19 protein-coding genes and 1 tRNA gene are annotated in these 17,809 nt (G+C 70.7%); 12 read left to right on the top strand and 8 right to left on the bottom strand.

Annotated features, from left to right (window positions below):
- Positions 1–22 precede the first annotated feature (22 nt).
- On the top strand, positions 23–586 hold the full coding sequence (locus OHU89_RS24810) for a hypothetical protein (protein ID WP_405645928.1): 564 nt from the start codon (positions 23–25) through the stop codon (positions 584–586).
- A 255-nt stretch (positions 587–841) separates the two neighbouring features.
- Here the strand turns inward: OHU89_RS24810 and OHU89_RS24805 are convergent, their stop codons facing one another.
- The 3 genes from OHU89_RS24805 to OHU89_RS24795 form a co-directional block, all read right to left on the bottom strand.
- Complete coding sequence (locus OHU89_RS24805) at positions 842–1,807, bottom strand: DUF5926 family protein (RefSeq protein WP_266890227.1); 966 nt, start codon at positions 1,805–1,807, stop codon at positions 842–844.
- 186 nt (positions 1,808–1,993) lie between these two features.
- Positions 1,994–2,632: an ATP-binding protein gene (locus OHU89_RS24800; RefSeq protein ID WP_405645926.1), complete on the bottom strand. Its 639-nt coding sequence runs from the start codon at positions 2,630–2,632 to the stop codon at positions 1,994–1,996.
- A 153-nt stretch (positions 2,633–2,785) separates the two neighbouring features.
- Positions 2,786–3,595 carry a glycerophosphodiester phosphodiesterase gene (locus OHU89_RS24795; RefSeq protein WP_266890231.1) on the bottom strand — a complete coding sequence of 270 codons (810 nt, stop codon included), beginning with the start codon at positions 3,593–3,595 and terminating at the stop codon, positions 2,786–2,788.
- A gap of 259 nt (positions 3,596–3,854) precedes the next feature.
- Here OHU89_RS24795 and OHU89_RS24790 point away from each other — a divergent pair, with 259 nt between their 5' ends.
- From OHU89_RS24790 to OHU89_RS24780, 3 genes are all read left to right on the top strand, one after another.
- Complete coding sequence (locus OHU89_RS24790; protein ID WP_405645924.1) at positions 3,855–5,339, top strand: S1C family serine protease; 1,485 nt, start codon at positions 3,855–3,857, stop codon at positions 5,337–5,339.
- Positions 5,340–5,402: 63 nt separating this feature from the next.
- Positions 5,403–5,492 (top strand) — tRNA-Ser (locus OHU89_RS24785).
- 121 nt (positions 5,493–5,613) lie between these two features.
- Entirely contained in the window at positions 5,614–6,042 is a 429-nt protein-coding gene (locus OHU89_RS24780; RefSeq protein WP_405645922.1) for an ASCH domain-containing protein, read from the top strand.
- A gap of 16 nt (positions 6,043–6,058) precedes the next feature.
- Here the strand turns inward: OHU89_RS24780 and OHU89_RS24775 are convergent, their stop codons facing one another.
- On the bottom strand, positions 6,059–6,490 hold the full coding sequence (locus tag OHU89_RS24775; RefSeq protein ID WP_405645920.1) for a hypothetical protein: 432 nt from the start codon (positions 6,488–6,490) through the stop codon (positions 6,059–6,061).
- Positions 6,491–6,561: 71 nt separating this feature from the next.
- The gene (locus OHU89_RS24770; RefSeq protein ID WP_267015454.1) at positions 6,562–7,428 is read right to left on the bottom strand and encodes a bifunctional DNA primase/polymerase; all 867 of its coding nucleotides are present in this window, start codon (positions 7,426–7,428) and stop codon (positions 6,562–6,564) included.
- Positions 7,429–7,775: 347 nt separating this feature from the next.
- Here OHU89_RS24770 and OHU89_RS24765 point away from each other — a divergent pair, with 347 nt between their 5' ends.
- The 5 genes from OHU89_RS24765 (at position 7,776) to OHU89_RS24745 (ending at position 11,735) form a co-directional block, all read left to right on the top strand.
- Complete coding sequence (locus OHU89_RS24765; RefSeq protein ID WP_046256415.1) at positions 7,776–8,090, top strand: hypothetical protein; 315 nt, start codon at positions 7,776–7,778, stop codon at positions 8,088–8,090.
- Positions 8,091–8,439: 349 nt separating this feature from the next.
- Positions 8,440–9,390, top strand: a complete 951-nt coding sequence (locus OHU89_RS24760; RefSeq protein WP_405654642.1) for a bifunctional MaoC family dehydratase N-terminal/OB-fold nucleic acid binding domain-containing protein — start codon at positions 8,440–8,442, stop codon at positions 9,388–9,390.
- Entirely contained in the window at positions 9,377–9,820 is a 444-nt protein-coding gene (locus OHU89_RS24755; RefSeq protein ID WP_405645918.1) for a MaoC family dehydratase, read from the top strand. The genes OHU89_RS24760 and OHU89_RS24755 overlap by 14 nt, the downstream gene beginning before the upstream one ends.
- A complete protein-coding gene (locus tag OHU89_RS24750; RefSeq protein WP_405645916.1) occupies positions 9,817–10,983 on the top strand; it encodes a lipid-transfer protein in 1,167 nt (388 codons plus the stop codon). Before OHU89_RS24755 ends, OHU89_RS24750 begins: the two co-directional genes overlap by 4 nt.
- A 185-nt stretch (positions 10,984–11,168) precedes the next feature.
- A complete protein-coding gene (locus tag OHU89_RS24745; protein WP_266890246.1) occupies positions 11,169–11,735 on the top strand; it encodes a SigE family RNA polymerase sigma factor in 567 nt (188 codons plus the stop codon).
- Between the two features lie 360 nt (positions 11,736–12,095).
- Here the strand turns inward: OHU89_RS24745 and OHU89_RS24740 are convergent, their stop codons facing one another.
- Positions 12,096–12,530: a nucleoside deaminase gene (locus OHU89_RS24740; protein ID WP_267015456.1), complete on the bottom strand. Its 435-nt coding sequence runs from the start codon at positions 12,528–12,530 to the stop codon at positions 12,096–12,098.
- Positions 12,527–13,339, bottom strand: coding sequence for an LLM class flavin-dependent oxidoreductase (locus OHU89_RS24735; protein WP_405645914.1), 813 nt, complete (start codon positions 13,337–13,339; stop codon positions 12,527–12,529). The genes OHU89_RS24740 and OHU89_RS24735 overlap by 4 nt, the downstream gene beginning before the upstream one ends.
- A 93-nt stretch (positions 13,340–13,432) precedes the next feature.
- Here OHU89_RS24735 and OHU89_RS24730 point away from each other — a divergent pair, with 93 nt between their 5' ends.
- Together OHU89_RS24730 and OHU89_RS24725 are read left to right on the top strand one after the other, a co-directional pair.
- A complete protein-coding gene (locus tag OHU89_RS24730; RefSeq protein WP_266890252.1) occupies positions 13,433–13,879 on the top strand; it encodes an Lrp/AsnC family transcriptional regulator in 447 nt (148 codons plus the stop codon).
- 133 nt (positions 13,880–14,012) lie between these two features.
- Positions 14,013–15,689, top strand: a complete 1,677-nt coding sequence (locus tag OHU89_RS24725; RefSeq protein ID WP_405645912.1) for a long-chain fatty acid--CoA ligase — start codon at positions 14,013–14,015, stop codon at positions 15,687–15,689.
- 122 nt (positions 15,690–15,811) lie between these two features.
- Here the strand turns inward: OHU89_RS24725 and OHU89_RS24720 are convergent, their stop codons facing one another.
- Entirely contained in the window at positions 15,812–17,017 is a 1,206-nt protein-coding gene (locus OHU89_RS24720; RefSeq protein ID WP_405645910.1) for an MFS transporter, read from the bottom strand.
- Between the two features lie 166 nt (positions 17,018–17,183).
- Here OHU89_RS24720 and OHU89_RS24715 point away from each other — a divergent pair, with 166 nt between their 5' ends.
- Positions 17,184–17,762, top strand: a complete 579-nt coding sequence (locus tag OHU89_RS24715; protein WP_266890258.1) for a TetR family transcriptional regulator — start codon at positions 17,184–17,186, stop codon at positions 17,760–17,762.
- The last annotated feature ends 47 nt before the right edge of the window (positions 17,763–17,809 follow it).

Genomic DNA, 17,809 nt, shown 5'->3' with positions numbered 1-17,809 from the left:
CGCGCTCGTTATCGTCCCTTTCATGAACCTTCGTCTGCTTGCCCTGACGGGCGTCGTGGTGTGCGCGGTCGCGCTGCCGCTGGCCGTGGCGTCCGCGGGACAGGTGGGTGAGGAGCGTCGCGCGGCTGTACGCGATGAGGCCGCCGTACGCGAAGAAGGCGCCGCACCTGATGGCGCGCACGAGGATCACAAGGTCGCCGCCCCCACCAGCTCGCCGTGGCTCCTGGGCCTGGGCCTGGCCACCGCCGCCCGCTGCGGACCCGAACTCACCTCCCCCGAGGGCATCGAGGCGCAGACCTGTGTCCTGACACAGGGCGAGGAGACCTGGGCGCGCACCTACTACCGCAACGTCACCGGCGGCGCGCTGGAATCCGTCCTCAGCCTCATGGGCCCCGGCGGCCGCACCGTGCAGATGCACTGCGCCGTGGGCGCGGGCGACGAGCCGGGAACCTGCGAGACGCCCAGGGGGCGCACCCAGGGCGAACCGGCCGCGTACACGGCGGTCGCGGAGTTCGCGGGACGGGGCGGTCAGGGGCCGCTCCTGCTGCGTTCCGGAAGCAACTCCGGGGCGTACACGGGCAGTTGACGCCCGGCAGCGTTGCGTAAACGGAACGGCGCAAAGAAAGACCCGGTTGCTGGCGACGGGGGATGCACCAGCAACCGGGCTACTGGAACGGTAACAAGAGATCGGCTGTTCGCAAATTCGATCTCGCTTATTCATCGGCTTTCCGGACACCGGCTCACTTGCTCCCGAAGGGAGTTGTGAGTGGATCCCGGCACCCCGCAAACCCGAGAGCTGCTGACCGACCAGTCAGCAGCTCCCGGGTTTCGAACCTGTGTGTCAGCTGAGGGTGACCTGTCGGTTGGTCAGCCCACCACGCGCGCGACGCTCGTCCGCGGTGAGCGGAGCGTCCGAGGCCAGCGCGCCGGTGAGCCGCTCGGCGAACTCGGCCGCCGGCTTCTCCACATCCTCCGCGGTGACCCCGCTCGGCAGGTCCCAGACCGGCACGGTGAGCCCGTGCGCGCGGAAGGAACCCACGAGCCGGGTGCCCTCGCCGAGTCCGGCCCGGCCCGCCGCGTGCAGCCGCGCGAGCGCGTCCAGAAGCTGCTCCTCGGGATAGGGCATGACCCAGCGCAGGTGGTTCTTGTCCGGCGTCTCGCACCAGTAGGCGGCGTCCACGCCCTGGAGCTTGGCGGTCGGGATGGCCGCGGCGTTGGCACGCTCCAGGGAGGCGGCCACCTCCGGGGTGGAGTTGTCCGCGTCCGGCACCCAGAACTCGAAGCCCGTGTGCACGACTGGCTCGAACGTGCCTTCGGGGTCGAGCAGATCCTGCAGTCGCGGGCCGTCGGCGGGGGCGCGGCGGCCCTGGACCGGGGTGCCCGGGTCGGCGGTGAGGGCACGCTGGAGGGTGTCGGCGAGGTCGCGGCTGATGTCGCCCGACGCCGTGTCGTTCTGCAGGCCCAGCAGCACCGAGCCGTCTTCGCGGCGCAGCGCCGGCCAGGCCATCGGCAGCACCGTGGCCAGCGAGACCGACGGGACGCCCTCGGGGAGGCCGCCCTTCAGCGTCAGCTCGACCGTGGCGGCCGGCACCAGCTCGCGCAGTGCCACCCAGTCGCCCTCGCCCGGCAGCCCCTCGAACGGGCGCTGCACCAGCTCGGTCACCGCGTGCGCGGCGGCTCGGCCGTGACAGGCCTTGTAGCGGCGGCCGCTGCCGCAGGGGCAGGGCTCGCGGGCACCGACGACCGGGACCTCCCCATCGGCGATCTGCGGGCGCTTGGCCTTCGTCTGGGGTCGCTTCTTGGCCATCGTGAGGTCTCCCGGTTACGGCTGGTCTCGTACGGCGGGAGCCTAGCCGTTCATGGGGTGACCGACGGGAGCCTGTGGACAACCCCGGCGGTTCGGTAGCGCCCCGCAGGGGCGCGGGGAACCGCGCGACCGGCCGCGACGGAGCGCAGACAAGGGCGGACCATCGCGTCCCTCCCGGCGGAGCGTCTAGTCCAGGTCGGTGAACGCGTCCGCGAACTCCAGATCGGCGATCGTCGACACCGAGGGAGCCGTGATGCGCGTGGCGAAGTCGTCGCGGCGGTGACAGGCGTCCGGATCGTGCACGTCGTCGTGGACGACGACCCACACCGTGACCTCGCCGCGGGCGTCGTCCCTGACACCCCAGTCGTCGGACAGTGCGGTGATGATGTTCAGCCCGCGGCCGCCGTGTGCGGTGACCGAGGGCGTGGCCGGAGCAGGGCGGGTGGGCCCGCCGCCGTCCGTCACCTCGACCGTGAGTCTGCCACCGGTGTCCACCCGCCAGGCGGCGCGGACATCGCCGTCCCCGGCCAGGGCGTCGCCCAGTGGCCGGCCGTGCTTGCACGCATTGCTCAAGAGTTCGGAAAGAATCAGTACGGCGTCGTCGATGACCGCTTCCGACACGCCACCCGTGCGTAGCTGAGAACGCATCCGGTGTCTTGCTTTCCCCACGCCCGCAGGGCCATGGGGTACGGCCATGCTCGACGACGCGGGCACCTCCTGTGCCACCACCAACGCCACCCCCGAGACCTCCTTTGCCCCACGCCACGGTGTGGATGCCCCATTGGCCTGTACCGGAAACCGGCCAATCAAGGTCTGCTGACGCATTCGTAACGATCGAATACGGTCCGAACGCGCCGGAGCACACCCTGTAATCGCTTGGCTGGATTTCGACGCTATGGCCGGGTTGGGAGAATGCGGGTGTCCGGGGTGCCTGGTCAAGATGTCGTCACAGGTCTTTACCAGTTGTCGGCGTTTTGGTTATCTGCCCAGCTGGCGCAGGACTGCGCGCGGTCGGTTGGTGATGATCGCGTCGATGCCGAGCTCGACGCAGAGATCCACGTCCTCGGGCTCGTTCACCGTCCATACGTGCACCTGGTGACCGGCTCGTTTCAGCCGCTCGATGTACGCCGGGTGATTGCGCACGATCCGCATCGAGGGCCCCGCGACGCGGACGCCCGCCGGAAGTCGACCGTCCCTCAGCCGGGGCGAGACGAACTGCATCAGATAGACCGTGGGCAGCGCCGACGAGGCGGCGCGCACGCGATGCAGCGAGCGGGCCGAGAAGCTCATGATCCGCACCGGGGAGTCGGCGGCCGAGGCGGGCGCGTCCAGCCCGAACCGTTTCAGCAGGACGAGCAGCCGCTCCTCCACCTGCCCGGCCCAGCGGGTGGGGTGCTTGGTCTCGATGGCCAGCTCCACCCGCCGCCCCGAGTCCGCGACCAGCTCGAGGAGCCGCTCCAGCGTCAGTACGGAGGTGTCCTCACGGTCCTCCGGGCGGTGCTCCCAGTCGGGCTCCTCGTCCCGGTTCCGCCAGGAGCCGAAGTCCAGGGCGGCCAGGTCGGCCAGCTCCAGCGCGGAGACCGCCCCGCGCCCGTTGGACGTACGGTTGACGCGTCGGTCGTGGACGCAGACGAGATGGCCGTCGGCGGTCAGGCGCACATCGCACTCGAGGGCGTCGGCACCGTCCTCGATCGCCTTCTTGTACGCGGCCAGAGTGTGCTCCGGGGCCTCTTCGGAGGCTCCACGGTGGGCGACGACCTGAATGCTTTGCTGCCGTGCGTGGGTCACCGCGTCATGGTGCCATCGCACCGGGGTACGCGTCGCACGAGGAGGGCGCCGAGATGCGTCCGGTTCGCCGGACAGGTCCCATATAAAGGAAAGTCGCGGACCCACAGCCACCGCTTATGGTGCTCTGACGGCCTGTGGGAAAAGCTGACGGCATACAAAAGCACATGCACAGCTGCATCGCGCCGGACCGTCGGCAAGCGTGAACGAGCGTGACCGAGTGCGACCTTAGGACAACAGCCGTGGATCGAGGAGAAAAGCTGTGAGCACCGAGAACGAGGGCACTGCGGTACCCCCGGCCCCGTCCGCACCTCCCGTGCCGGTGGATTCCCCCGCAGCCTCCCCGCAGGCGACCGCGCCCGACAGCGGCGCCCCGACGACCCCGCTCCCCACGACGCCGCCGCACGCCCCCGGCGCACCGGAGCAGGAACTGGTCCACGCGGGCCAGGCACCGGCGTACGCCTCGGCGAGCGCGGGCGGTCCACAGGGCGGCGCTGCCCCGGGCCAGGCACCGGACGGCTCCTGGCCGCCCCCGCCCCCGGCCACCCCGGCGTACGCGGACAGCGGCTCGGGCGGTGCGGGTGCCGATGTCTGGGGCGCCTCCTACCAGCAGCCCGCGCCGAAGTCCGGCCGGGGCCGCGGCGGCCTGATGGCGGCGGTCCTGATCGCGGCGCTGGTCGCGGGCGGCCTGGGCGGCGGCCTCGGCTACACCCTGGCCAAGAACGACGACAACACCTCGTCGACCACCGTCTCCGCCTCCGACAGCGGCGGCTCCGTCAAGCGCGACGCCGGCACGGTCGCGGGTGTGGCCGCCACGGCGCTGCCGAGCACGGTCACCATCCAGGCCGAGTCCAGCAGCGGCGAGGGCGGCACCGGCACCGGCTTCGTCTTCGACACCGAGGGTCACATCGTCACCAACAACCACGTGGTGGCGGACGCGGTGGACGGCGGCAAGCTGACCGCGACCTTCCCGAGCGGCAAGAAGTACGACGCCGAGGTCGTGGGCCACGCGCAGGGCTACGACGTGGCGGTGATCAAGCTCAAGAACGCGCCGAACGACTTGAAGCCGTTGACGCTGGGCAACTCGGACAAGGTGGCGGTGGGCGACTCGACGATCGCCATCGGCGCGCCCTTCGGCCTCTCCAACACGGTCACGACGGGCATCATCAGCGCGAAGAACCGCCCGGTCGCGTCGAGCGACGGCAGCGGTTCGAACGCGTCCTACATGAGCGCCCTGCAGACGGACGCCTCGATCAACCCGGGCAACTCGGGCGGCCCTCTCCTGGACGCCCAGGGCAATGTGATCGGCATCAACTCCGCGATCCAGTCCAGCAGCAACGGCGGCCTGGGCGGCACCAGCCAGTCCGGTTCGATCGGCCTCGGCTTCGCCATCCCGATCAACCAGGCCAAGTACGTGGCCCAGCAGCTGATCAAGACCGGCAAGCCGGTGTACGCCAAGATCGGCGCCTCGGTCTCCCTGGAGGACTCCACGGGCGGCGCGAAGATCACCGAGCAGGGCGCCAGCGGCTCCGACGCGGTCGAGGCCGGCGGCCCGGCGGCCAAGGCGGGCCTCAAGCCCGGCGACGTCATCACCAAGCTCGACGACCGGGTCATCGACTCCGGCCCCACCCTCATCGGCGAGATCTGGACCCACCAGCCCGGCGACAAGGTCAAGATCACCTACGAACGCGACGGCAAGACCAACACCGTGGATCTCACCCTGGCTTCCCGGGAGGGCGACAGCTGACCCACGCGCGCGCGTGCCCACCGGTTACTCTGGTCCCCGCGCCGCAGGTCACCTGCGGCGCGGGGAAGCGTGCCCGAGCGGCCTAAGGGAACGGTCTTGAAAACCGTCGTGGCAGCGATGTCACCGTGGGTTCAAATCCCACCGCTTCCGCCAGGGATGGCGTAGAGCCGATCCAGAAGGGGTGCAGCCGAGTCGGCTGCACCCCTTCCGCAGTCGCGTCCCGGACCGTCTTCATCCCGCTCCGGTCGCGAGGGCGGTCACGTACGCTCGCCCCATGCCCGTTGCCATGGACGACCTGCCGCCGTTCGAACTTGCCTTCCCCGGCCCTCTGCGCGACAGGCTCGTGGCGGCCGTCCTCTCCGGCGCGAAGACGTCGACGACGGGGCTGATGAGGGAGTACGAGGCCGAGGGCGAGGCGCTGCCGCAGGTCGGGGAGCGGTTTGCGTTGCTCGATTCCGCGGAGCGGCGGATCGCCGTCGTGGAGATCACGGACGTACGGGTGCTGCCGCTCGGTGAGGTGGATCTGCAGCATGCGCTGGACGAGGGTGAGGGGGACGCGTCCGTCGCCCAATGGCGGGCCGGGCATGAGAAGTTCTGGAACAGCGATCAGCTGCGGCAGCTCCTCAAGGACCCGGAGTTCGTCGTCGACGACGACACCCTGGTCGTCGCCGAGCGCTTCCGGGCCGTCCCCTCCGGCGAGTAGCCGCACACCGGTTCGGCTACAGCTCGTAGTCCTGGGCCAGTTCGTCCCACGCCACCTCCCGCAGCCCCGCCTCCGCGTCGCAGCCCGATGGCACCTGCGTCGTGGGCTGGAACCAGATGACCGTGAGGTCTGACCGGTACAGCACCGGATCGTGGGCCGGATTCATGGCGTCGGAGCGGAAGCGGCCCACGCACGCCACCGACGGGAGCACCTCCACCGGGCCGAACGCACCCGCGTACTGGTCCGGGTACTCCCGCGCGGGCGGGACCAGGTGGACCGGCGTCCTCGGGAACCCCCGCTCCGCCGATTGCAACAGGCCTTTGATCTTCATCTCGTTGACCGGCTTGCAGGGATAGCCCTCCAGCATTCCGCCGTACGTCGAGGAGAGCCACAGCTCGGAGAGGTCGATGCTGCGGCCGGAGGTCAGGACGAGGCGGGCCAGTGTCATGGTCGGCACTCTAGGTCGGTGGTGCATCGAGCTCCCGTGAATTTCATGGCCGACGCCGCTTCGTACATGGCTTAAGGCCGGTGCCCCGTCATCCGTGCCGCCGACGCGATCGTCGCGCGGGCCTCGCGTTCGGTCAGGCCGGTGTTGAGGGCCGCGTCGACCAGGGGGTCGACGAGGGCGGGGCCGATGCCGTTCTCGTAGGCACGGCAGGCCGCCCAGAACAGGCGGGTGTTGCGCTGTCCCTCGTGCGCGGCGAGGACGAACTGGACCAGGCCCTGACCGTGGTCGCCGGCCGACGGGGGTGTGGGGTGGTGGGTGCGGGGCGGGGGCAGCAGGAGGCGGAGCAGGGCGGGCGGGCAGGCGGCGGGGGCCAGATGGGCCGTACCGGGAGCCGTCGCGTACACGCCGTGGTCGGTGCGGGAGCCGGGGCCGACGAGGTAGCCGCCGGCACCTCGGATGTCGATGCCGGGGGCCAGGCGGCCGGCCGAGTTGGGGACGACGACGTCGGGCGGGCCGCTCAGCCAGAGGTGACGGCCGCCGCTGGGGGTCAGGACGACGACCGTGGCGGGGATCGTGAACAGATGGCGCAGGGCCAGCTCGCGCAGGGCCGCAGAGGAGTCCGTGTCCGATTTCGTGTCGAGGTCGATGCCGATCAGGTGGTGGGGCGGGAGGCCGCAGGCGATGCCGTATCCCGTCGCCCACGGTGCCGCGGCGAACAGTTCGCGGATGCGGTTGGGGTCGGTGGCGGCGTCGTAGACCCCGTGGCCGAAGCGGCCGCACTCGCCGTGGCAGGGCGGGGCCTCGGGGTCGTCGCGGTGCGGGGAGCGCAGGGCCGGGAGCTTCGTGCGGGACAGGGGGATGACGGCCAGGCCGCGTTCGGCGGCTGACAGGGCGTGGGCGAGGGCCAGCGTCGTGGCCTGCCGGTCTGTGGTGGCCATGACTCTATTTTCGTACACCTGTTCGAGAAAGGGAAGCGTATTCCAGAGCGACTCGCCGAGCGGGGCGGGTTGGCCGGAAAAGCGCCGGAACGCTTCACCTCTTGCGGCGCTTGGGGATGGTCTGCCCGCATCACCCTGACCTGATGCTCAAGGTCGTGAAAGGGGTTTATCGACTTGTCCTCACGCTTCAGGGGGAATGGTCGCTTCCGGGCTGGTTCGCCGGGGATTCGGTGGGCAACTCTGATCTCGCGACGTCGTGATCGACTCCGAGGCGGTCGGCCAACTGCCTGGGAAACAGCCTTACTTGACGTACTTCCGGCTATGAAGCCGGGTTCTGGAGGAAGAACATGGCAAGCATCCGTACCGCCCGCGTCATCGCCGCCGTCTCCGCCCTTCCGCTCGCCGCCGCGCTCTTCACCGGCGTCGCAACGGCGGACAACGGTGGCTTCGCGGACGACGGATCGAACGCGGGTGTCGCGAGCATCGTCGGCAGCGGTGTCGGTGGCACCAACAACGGCAACTCGTCCACCACGCAGCAGAACGCGGTGGGCTCCGGTGCCTCGAACCAGAGCAACACCGCGCAGGTCAACGGCTCCGCGTTCACGGCCATCAATCAGGGGAACGACAACACGTCCGTCAACTTCACCCCGCTGTGGTGGTGAGCTGAGGGGCCGCCGCTCCGGCAGCGGCCCCGGTCTCCGACCGGGTGTGCTTCATGGGGTGTGACACGTCTGCGCGGCGGTGCTTCGGCATCGCCGCGCAGGTGTTTGTGCGTACGGCCGCGGGTGTCGGGGGCGGGTCCGTCAACTCCGGCCGGGCCTGCCGACTCCGGCCGGGCCAGGCGGGGCTGGGCCAGGCCAGTGGCCATCCGCCTTGACAGTGCACACCATCTGACGGACAGTCAGAAATCTTCGCCGAGGTCGTGGGAACCCCGGCGGCGGCAGCGGTGTACCAGAAGTGTCGATACGAAACGGGCGGGACGAACGGGACCACGAGGACGAGGGGGAGGCCATGGCCGACGAACTGGAGCAGCGACTGAAGGCGTACGAGGGCCGGCCCGCCGCTGTCTCCGGCACGGGCAAGGACCCCGTCAACGCGCCCATGATCCGCCATTGGTGCGAGGCCATGGGCGACACCAACCCGGCCTACTCAGGCCCGGACGCCATCGCCCCGCCCACCATGCTCCAGGCGTGGACGATGGGCGGCCTCTCCGGACATTCGGGCCGCTCGTCGGCCTACGACGAACTGCTCACCCTCCTCGACGAGGCGGGCTGTACCTCGGTCGTCGCCACCGACTGCGAGCAGGAGTACATCCGCCCCCTGCGCCCCGGTGACGAGATCACCTTCGACGCGGTGATCGAGTCGGTGTCGTCCCGCAAGACGACGAAGCTCGGCACGGGTCACTTCGTCACGACCCGCATGGACATCCGAGTCGGCCCCGACCTCGCCGGTACCCACCGCTTCCGCATCCTCAAATACGCCCCCGCGTCCGCGCGACAACGGCAGTCGGACAAGGCACCCCGCCGCCCCCGCCCCGTCATCAACCGCGACAACGCCGGCTTCTGGGAAGGCGTCCGCGAACACCGCCTCCTCATCCAGCGCTGCACCGCCTGCGGGACCCTGCGCCACCCCTGGCTGCCTGGCTGCAACACCTGCGGCCACCCGGAGTGGGACACCGTCGAGGCGAGCGGCAACGGCACGGTCCATTCGTACGTCGTCATGCACCACCCGCCCTTCCCGGCCTTCGACCCTCCGTACGCGGTCGGCCTGATAGAGCTCACGGAAGGCGTGCGAATGATCAGCAGCGTGACCGGGGTGCCGTACGACAAGGTGCGGATCGGCATGCCCGTGCGGCTCGAATTCAGGGAGTACGACGACGAGTTGGTGCTCCCGGTCTTCCGGGCCGAGGAAGGCTTGTACGGGAAGGGGTCGCACGAGGAGGGGTCCCATGTACGTCGGTGAGCAGTTCCCCTCGCTGGAGATCCCGGTCACCCGCACGCTGATCGTCGCCGGCGCCGTCGCCTCCCGCGACTACCAGGACGTTCACCACGACGCGGAGTCGGCCCGGCAGAAGGGCTCCCCCGACATCTTCATGAACATCCTGACGACCAACGGCCTGGTCGGCCGCTACATCACGGACCACTTCGGTCCCACGGCCGAGCTCCGCCGCGTCGCCATCCGACTGGGCGCCCCCAACTACCCGGGAGACACGATGGTGTTGACGGGCACGGTCGAGGAGGTCGAAGGCGACACCGCGACCGTCCGCGTGATCGGGGAGAACGGCATCGGCAGACATGTCACAGGCACGGTGACAGTCACCGTCCCGCCGGATACGCCGCCGGTCGCGCCGCCGCAGACGTCGTCGCGGACGGCCTCAGGAGGTCCCCGATGAGCGTCCGTACCCGGGACACCCTCGGCGGGCGGTCGGCGATCGTCGGCATCGGCGCCACCGAGTTCTCCAAGGACTCGGGCCGCAGTGAGCTGAAGCTCGCCGTGGAGGCGGTGCGGGCCGCGCTGGACGATGCGGGGCTGACGCCGGCCGACGTGGACGGGATGGTGACGTTCACGATGGACACCAACCCGGAGATCACCGTGGCCCAGGCCTGCGGGATGGGCGAGCTGTCCTTCTTCTCCCGCGTCCACTACGGCGGCGGAGCGGCCTGCGCGACGGTCCAGCAGGCGGCGCTGGCGGTGGCGACGGGCGTGGCCGAGGTGGTGGTCTGCTACCGCGCCTTCAACGAGCGGTCGGGGCGCCGCTTCGGCTCGGGGGTGCAGCACCGGGAGCCCTCCGCGGAGGGGGTCGCGCTCGGCTGGTCCCTGCCGTTCGGGCTGCTCACCCCGGCGTCCTGGGTGGCGATGGCGGCCCAGCGTTATCTGCACACCTACGGTCTGACCCCGGAGGCCTTCGGGCAGGTGGCCGTCACCGCCCGCAGACACGCGGCGACCAACCCGGCGGCGTACTTCCACGGCCGTCCGATCAACCTCGCCGACCATGCCGCCTCACGCTGGATCGTCGAGCCGCTCCGCCTCCTGGACTGCTGCCAGGAGACGGACGGCGCCCAGGCCCTCGTCGTCACGTCCCTGGAGCGGGCACGTGATCTGCCGAACCCGCCGGCGGTCGTGGCCGCGGCAGCCCAGGGAGCGGGCCGGGCCCAGGAGCAGATGACCAGCTTCTACCGCGACGACCTGACGGGCCTGCCGGAGATGGGGGTCGTGGCCCGCCAGTTGTGGCGCACCTCGGGGCTCACGCCGGCCGACATCGACGTGGGGATCCTGTACGACCACTTCACGCCGTTCGTGCTGATGCAGTTGGAGGAGTTCGGGTTCTGCGGGAAGGGGGAGGCGGCGGACTTCGTGGCCGGGGAGCGGTTGGCGCTGAACACACACGGAGGACAGCTGGGGGAGGCGTATCTGCACGGGATGAACGGGATCGCGGAGGGAGTGCGTCAGATACGGGGGACGGCGGTGAACCGGATATCCGGCGCGCGCCGGGTCCTGGTGACGGCGGGGACAGGGGTGCCCACCTCGGGGCTGGTGCTCTCCGGGGAAGGCTGAGGCCTCGGAAGGCGGGCCTGTCTGCGAGGACGGGCGTACCCCTCAGGGGTCGTCCCGCAGTAGTCCCCACCCCCTCGTCCACCCTCAGGAGGTGGAGCCACCCCCACCCCTACAACCTGAGGCGGACTCGTCTTCGGGACCTGCGGCCGATGAGAGGGAGGCCTCCTCGCTCCTAGCGTGGAGCCATGACCACACCCGTCTGCACCAGCGCTTCGGACGTCGCGGTACCGGCGAGGCAGACCCGCCCGTACGCGACGTACCCCTCCTTCTCGTCGTATGTGAAGGCCCGCCAGCCGGTGCTGCTGCGTACCGCCCGGTCGTTGACCGCGAACCCGTGCGACGCGGAGGACCTGCTGCAGACCGCGCTCACCAAGACGTATGTCGCCTGGGAGCGGATCGAGGACCACCGGGCGCTGGACGGTTATGTGCGTCGTGCGCTGCTGAACACGCGCACATCGCAGTGGCGCAAGCGCAAGGTGGACGAGTTCGCGACCGACGAGATCCCGGAGCCCGAGCTGACGCCCGGCGGGGACGACCCGGCCGAGCAGCAGGCGCTGCACGATGCGATGTGGCGGGCAATCATGAAACTGCCGGCCCGGCAGCGGGCGATGGTCGTCCTCAGGTACTACGAGGATCTGAGCGAGGTCCAGACGGCCGAGGTGCTCGGGGTGTCGGTGGGCACGGTGAAGTCCGCAGTGTCCCGGGCGCTGGGCAAGCTGCGGGAGGACCCGGAGCTGGGGCTGGTCCGCTAGGGGCGGCTGTTCCGTCGCGGGTGCGCGGCGCGGGAGCGGGCAGCCGCGTCGCACGGTTCGGGTCCGGGCCGCGGCAGGGAGGTCCTGCCCACGGCAAGCGGGCTCCGACCGCTCCGAGCAGACCTCGATGGCAGGGGCGGGTCCCATCCGTCCGAGCCGACGTGGACCGCAGGGGCGTGTCCCACCGCTCCAAGCCGACCTGGTCCGCAGAGGCGTGTCCCACTGCTCCAAGCCGGCCTCGGCCCTTACCGGCAGAGCTCAACCCTTCAGAGCAGGCCTCGATCGTCCCGAGCCGACGTTGACCGCGCCGGGCGGCCCTCCACTGTTCCGGGCGGGGCAGGGCACGGCCATGCCCGTGGGTCACCGTCGGTGATGCGTCTCGATCGGGCCCCGTGCCTCGTCGAAGAGTGCCGGGCCGTGCTGCTCGACCGTCGGCCAGGCGCCTGAGGCCGGGTTGAGTTCGATGAGCTGCTCGGTGGAGAGGGCGTAGACGACGCGGCCGAGCCCGGAGCGGGCGATGCCGCCGGTGCACATGCCGCAGGGCTGGCAGCTGGTGTAGAGGGTGGTGCGGGCGGCGGTGTCGGGGGCGAGTTCGCGGGCGGCCCAGCGGGCGAGCTTGAGTTCGGGGTGGGCGCTGATGTCGTTGTCGCGGAGGACCGTGTTGTGGGCTTCGGCGAGGATCTCGCCGTCGGGGCCGGCCAGCAGGGAGCCGTAGGGGGCGTCGCCGAGGGTGACGGCGTGGGCCGCGAGGGCGATCGCGCGGCGCAGGAGGTGCTCGTCGGCGGTGCTGATCATGAGCGGGTCCTCCAGTGGGTGGCCACGGCGGTGAGATCCTGCCAGGCCGTGTGCGGGCGGCGGGTCTCCTCCGGGTCCCCGTGGTAGGGGTCGAGCAGGACGGTGGAGGCGCCGAGCAGTCGGAGCTGGTCGAGGTCGTCGAGGATCTGGTCGAGGGTGCCGATGCCTGCGGGGCGTTCGGGGTCGTCGACCGGTGTCGTCGTCAGGCGCAGGGCGATGCGAGGGGCGAAGCCCGGCAGGGCGTGGTGGGTCACGGTGGAGCGCAGCCAGGAGATCGTGCCTCGCAGGGGGTGCCAGGCGTCGCCGAAGCCGATGGCGCGTCGGATCGCCGCGTCGCTGTTGCCGCCGACCCAGAGGGGGACGGCGGTGGCGGGGCCGTCCGAGCGCCAGGCGGCGCGCAGGGCGGTGAGGTGCTCGTCGGTCAGTCTGCCGCGCGCGGTGAAGGGCACGCCGAGCGCCTCGTACTCCTGACGGGCCCAGCCGACGCCCACGCCGAGCACCAGGCGGCCGTCGCTGAGCTGTTGGAGGTTGGTGGCCATACGGGCCACCAGGAGCGGGTGCCGGTAGGGGAGGACGAGGACGGTGGTGCCCAGGCGCAGGGTGGTGGTGATGCCGGCGAGCCAGGAGAGGGTGGTGAAGGGTTCGTAGAACGGTTCCGGGTATCGCTCGGCCACGTCCGGGGTGACCGTCACGTGGTCCGAGACCATGAGGAGGTCGTAGCCGAGCCCTTCCACGACGCGGGCCCATTCGCGCAGGACGCCCGGGTCGGTGCCGGGGCCGAAGTTCGGTACGTTGACGCCCAGTTGCATGTTTCGAGGCTATAGCGGTGATCATGGGCAACGGAACAGGCTTCTCCCGGTGATCGGGGTGTGCACCCGTGAATCTGCCGGTAGATTCACGATGTGGCCGTGAATCTCGATGAGGTCGACTGGGCGATCATCCGTCAGTTGCAGCAGGAGGCGCGTCTGTCCCTGAGTGAACTGGGGCGGCGGGTGAATCTCAGCCCGTCGGCCACCACGGAACGGGTGCGGCAGCTGGAGGCGCAGGGCGTCATCACCGGTTACCAGGCGGTGGTGGACCTGGCGAAGGTCGGCTATCCCGTGCTGGCCCTCGTCCGGCTGAAGTACCCGGGCAACCGTCACCAGCCGTTGCGTCAACTGTTCGCCGAGCGGCGGGAGATCCTCGAGTGCCTGCGCACCACCGGTGACGACTGCTACACCTTGAAGGTCGCCGCGACCTCCATGGGGCACCTGGAGACCCTCATGGACGAGCTGGCGGGACTCGGCAGCACGACCACGAGCGTCGTCTACAGCCAGACCCTCCCCTTCCGCGGCCCCGACCGGCCCTGAGACCGGCAGTGCGGTCTCTCCGATAGCTGCACAGCACTGTGAACGCAACGTGACGTGATCGATCACCGCTGCCTAGTGACATACCAAGTGGTATGTGAGCAGAATCAGCCCAGCCCTTACCACCGCGTAGGCAATGTCGCCCCGGGAGGACGCCGTGCTGAGCACGATGCAGGACGTACCGCTGCTGATCTCGAGGATCCTGGCCCACGGGTCCACGATCCACGGCACATCGCAGGTGACCACCTGGACCGGTGAGGGCGAGCCGCACCGGCGTTCCTTCGCCGACATCGGCGCCCGTGCGGCCCAGCTGGCGCACGCGCTGCGCGAGGACCTCGGCGTCGCGGACGACGAGCGGGTCGCGACCCTGATGTGGAACAACTCCGAGCACGTCGAGGCCTACTTCGCGATCCCGTCCATGGGCTCGGTCCTGCACACGCTGAACCTCCGGCTCCCGGCCGAGCAGCTGGCGTGGATCGTCAACCACGCGGCCGACCGGGTCGTGATCGCCAACGGTTCGCTGCTGCCGCTGCTCGTCCCGCTGCTGCCGCACCTCAAGACCGTCGAGCACGTGGTGGTGTCGGGCCCGGGCGACCGCTCCGGGCTCGCGGCCGCCGACGTCCAGGTGCACGAGTACGAGGACCTGATCGCCGGGAAGCCGACGGCGTACGACTGGCCCGAGCTGGACGAGCGTCAGGCCGCCGCGATGTGCTACACGTCCGGTACGACGGGCGACCCCAAGGGCGTGGTGTACAGCCACCGTTCGATCTATCTGCACTCCATGCAGGTCAACATGGCGCAGTCGATGGGCCTGACCGACCAGGACACCTCGCTGGTGGTGGTGCCCCAGTTCCACGTCAACGCCTGGGGTCTGCCGCACGCGACGTTCATGACCGGTGTGAACCTGCTGATGCCGGACCGCTTCCTGCAGCCCGCGCCGCTCGCCGAGATGATCGAGAGCGAGAAGCCGACCCACGCGGCCGCCGTCCCCACCATCTGGCAGGGCCTGCTCGCCGAACTGACCGCCAAGCCGCGGGACGTCTCCTCCCTCGGTCAGGTCACCATCGGCGGTTCCGCCTGTCCGCCCTCCCTCATGGAGGCCTTCGACAGGCTGGGCATGCGGGTCTGCCACGCCTGGGGCATGACGGAGACCTCCCCGCTCGGCACCATCGCCCGTCCGCCGGCCCATGCGGTGGGCACCGAGGAGGAGTTCGCGTACCGCCTCACGCAGGGCCGTTTCCCGACGAGCGTCGAGGCCCGCCTCACCGGCCCCGGCGGCGAGCGCCTGCCCTGGGACGGCGAGTCCGCGGGTGAGCTGGAGGTCCGCGGCCCGTGGATCGCCGGCGCCTATTACAACGGCCCGGACGCCGAATCGCTGCGCCCCGCCGACAAGTTCAGCGAGGACGGCTGGCTGAAGACCGGCGACGTCGGCACGATCTCCGCCGACGGCTTCCTCACCCTCACCGACCGTGCCAAGGACGTCATCAAGTCCGGCGGCGAGTGGATCTCCTCGGTGGAGCTGGAGAACGCCCTGATGTCCCACCCCGACGTCACCGAGGCGGCCGTCGTGGCCGTCCCCGACGACAAGTGGGGCGAGCGCCCGCTGGCCACGGTCGTCCTCCGCGAGGGCTCCACCGCCGACTTCGAGTCCCTGCGCACCTTCCTCGCCGAGGAGGGTCACATCGCCAAGTGGCAGCTCCCGGAGCGCTGGACGATCATCGAGTCGGTGCCGAAGACGAGCGTGGGCAAGTTCGACAAGAAGGTGCTGCGCAAGCAGTACGCCGAGGGCACGCTGGACATCACCAAGCTCTGACACAAGCTCGGATACACACGAGATGCCGGGCAGGGATCGACATCCCTGCCCGGCATCGTCGTACGACCGCCGCGGTCGCCGTCGTGGAGACAGCGCCGTGCACCGTCGTAGGAACAGCGCCGTCACCGTCGTACGGCAGTCGTCCCCCACCCCAGCGTCAGCCACACGCCCGCCACTGCGACCACTCCTCCCCACCCGAAGTGGGTGAAGGCGAGGCCTGCCAGGGCCGAGGCGAGGGCGCCGCCGGCGAAGCCGGAGACGACGTAGGCGCTGTTGGCGGTGGCCGGGGTGGAGGTGGTGGTGAGGGCGAGGGTCTGGTTGGCGATGTGCGCGGCGACCAGGGCGGCGTGGATGGCGATCGCGGCGACGAAGAGCGCCACCAGGACATGGCCGCCGAGCCAGAAGAGCGGTACGGACGCGGCCGCGAGCGCATACGCGGTGCGCACCACCTTCGCGGCGCCGAAGCGGTCGACCAGGCCGCCGGCCAGCGGGGCCACCACGCTCGCGGACAGGCCGAAGAGGCCGAAGAGACCGGCGGTGGCGGTCGAGAGGTCGTAGGGCTCGCCGGTCAGCAGCAGCGCGAGCGAGGTCCACAGGGCGCTCCAGGCGCCGTACATCCCGGCCTGCCGTACGCACGCGCGCCACAGGTCGGGCGAGCGGCGCACCAGGCCCGGCATCGAGGCGAGGCCGGAGAAGAGCCCGCCGTTCCCCTTCGGGGTCCCCGCGCGTGAGGGCAGGACGGACGCCGTCAGCAGCCCCAGGATCGCGGTGAGGACCGCCGCACCGGCGAACACCGGGCGCCAGCCGAAGGCGTCGCCGGCCAGACCGCCGAGGACGCGGGCCGCGACGATGCCGGTGAACAGGCCCGCGATGACGGCGGCGACATGGCGTGCGCGGCGGTCGGCGGGGGCGCGTTCGGCGACCAGGGGGACCAGGAGCTGGGGGACGACCGTCGCGGCGGAGGCGACGAAGACCGCGGCGGCGAGGGCGGTCGTGCCGGGGGCCGCGGCGGCGAGGGCCAGGGCCGCGGTCGTGACCAGGGTGAGGCCCGCGACCAGGCGGCGCCGGTTGACGCGGTCGCCGAGCGGGGCGAAGAAGAGCAGGCCGGCGGCGTAGCCGAACTGGGCGACCGAGGCGATCCAGGCGATGGCCGAGGGGGTCGAGCCGAAGTCGTGCGCGATGAGGGGGAGCAGCGGGGCTGCGAGGTAGATGTTCGCGGCCGTGACCGCGGTGCACAGGGCGATGAGGACGAGGAAGAGACGGGCGCGGGTGGGCTCCCGGGTGGGGGTCCGGGCGACCGTTTCGGTGGTGATCGTCGTCGACGACATGGGCGGCGGGACTCCTTCGAGCGCGGGCCTGAGAGTGAGGGCCGAGGGTCGGGGCCGTCCCTCGGCAACCAACCAGTTGGTTGGATGGCTGGAAGAACACCCTGCACCTCCCCCGAATTCCCTGTCAACCAAACAGTTGGTTACTTCCCCCGCTACCCTGGACCCCATGGCAGTGAGAGACCCTGAGGCGACCCGGGCCCGGATCTTCGACGCGGCGGTCGCCGAGTTCGCCCGCCACGGCATCGCCGGCGCCCGTATCGACCGCATCGCCCGCGAGGCCAAGGCCAACAAGCAGCTGATCTACGCCTACTTCGGCAACAAGGCGGAGCTGTTCTCCCGGGTCCTGGAGAAGGCGATGCTCGATCTGGCCGTCGCCGTACCGGTCGACGCGGACGACATCGAGAGCTGGATCGACGGCGTCATGGACTACCACGTCGCCCACCCCGAGGTGCTGCGCCTGCTCTTCTGGGAGGGGCTGGAGTACGGCCTGACCGAGCTGCCCGACGAGGCCGAGCGCCAGGAGCACTACCGGGAGAAGGTCGCCGCCATCCAGGACGGCCAGGACCGGGGTGTCGTCTCCGACGCGATCCCCGCCCGCGACCTACTCTTCCTCCTCATCGCCCTGGCCAACTGGGCCGCCGTCGTCCCGCAGATGCGGCGCATCGTGGTCGGCGGCGAGGAGGACGACGGGGAGCGGCTGCGGGCGTCGGTGCGGGAGGCCGCGCGGAGGCTGGTGGCGAAGTAGTAGGGGTGGCCGGGGCGCGGCGGTTCACTGCGCGGCTCGGCAGGGCG

This window comes from Streptomyces sp. NBC_00019, assembly GCF_045041015.1.
Classification (GTDB): domain Bacteria; phylum Actinomycetota; class Actinomycetes; order Streptomycetales; family Streptomycetaceae; genus Streptomyces.
This window is presented reverse-complemented; position numbering and strand designations above follow the sequence as displayed.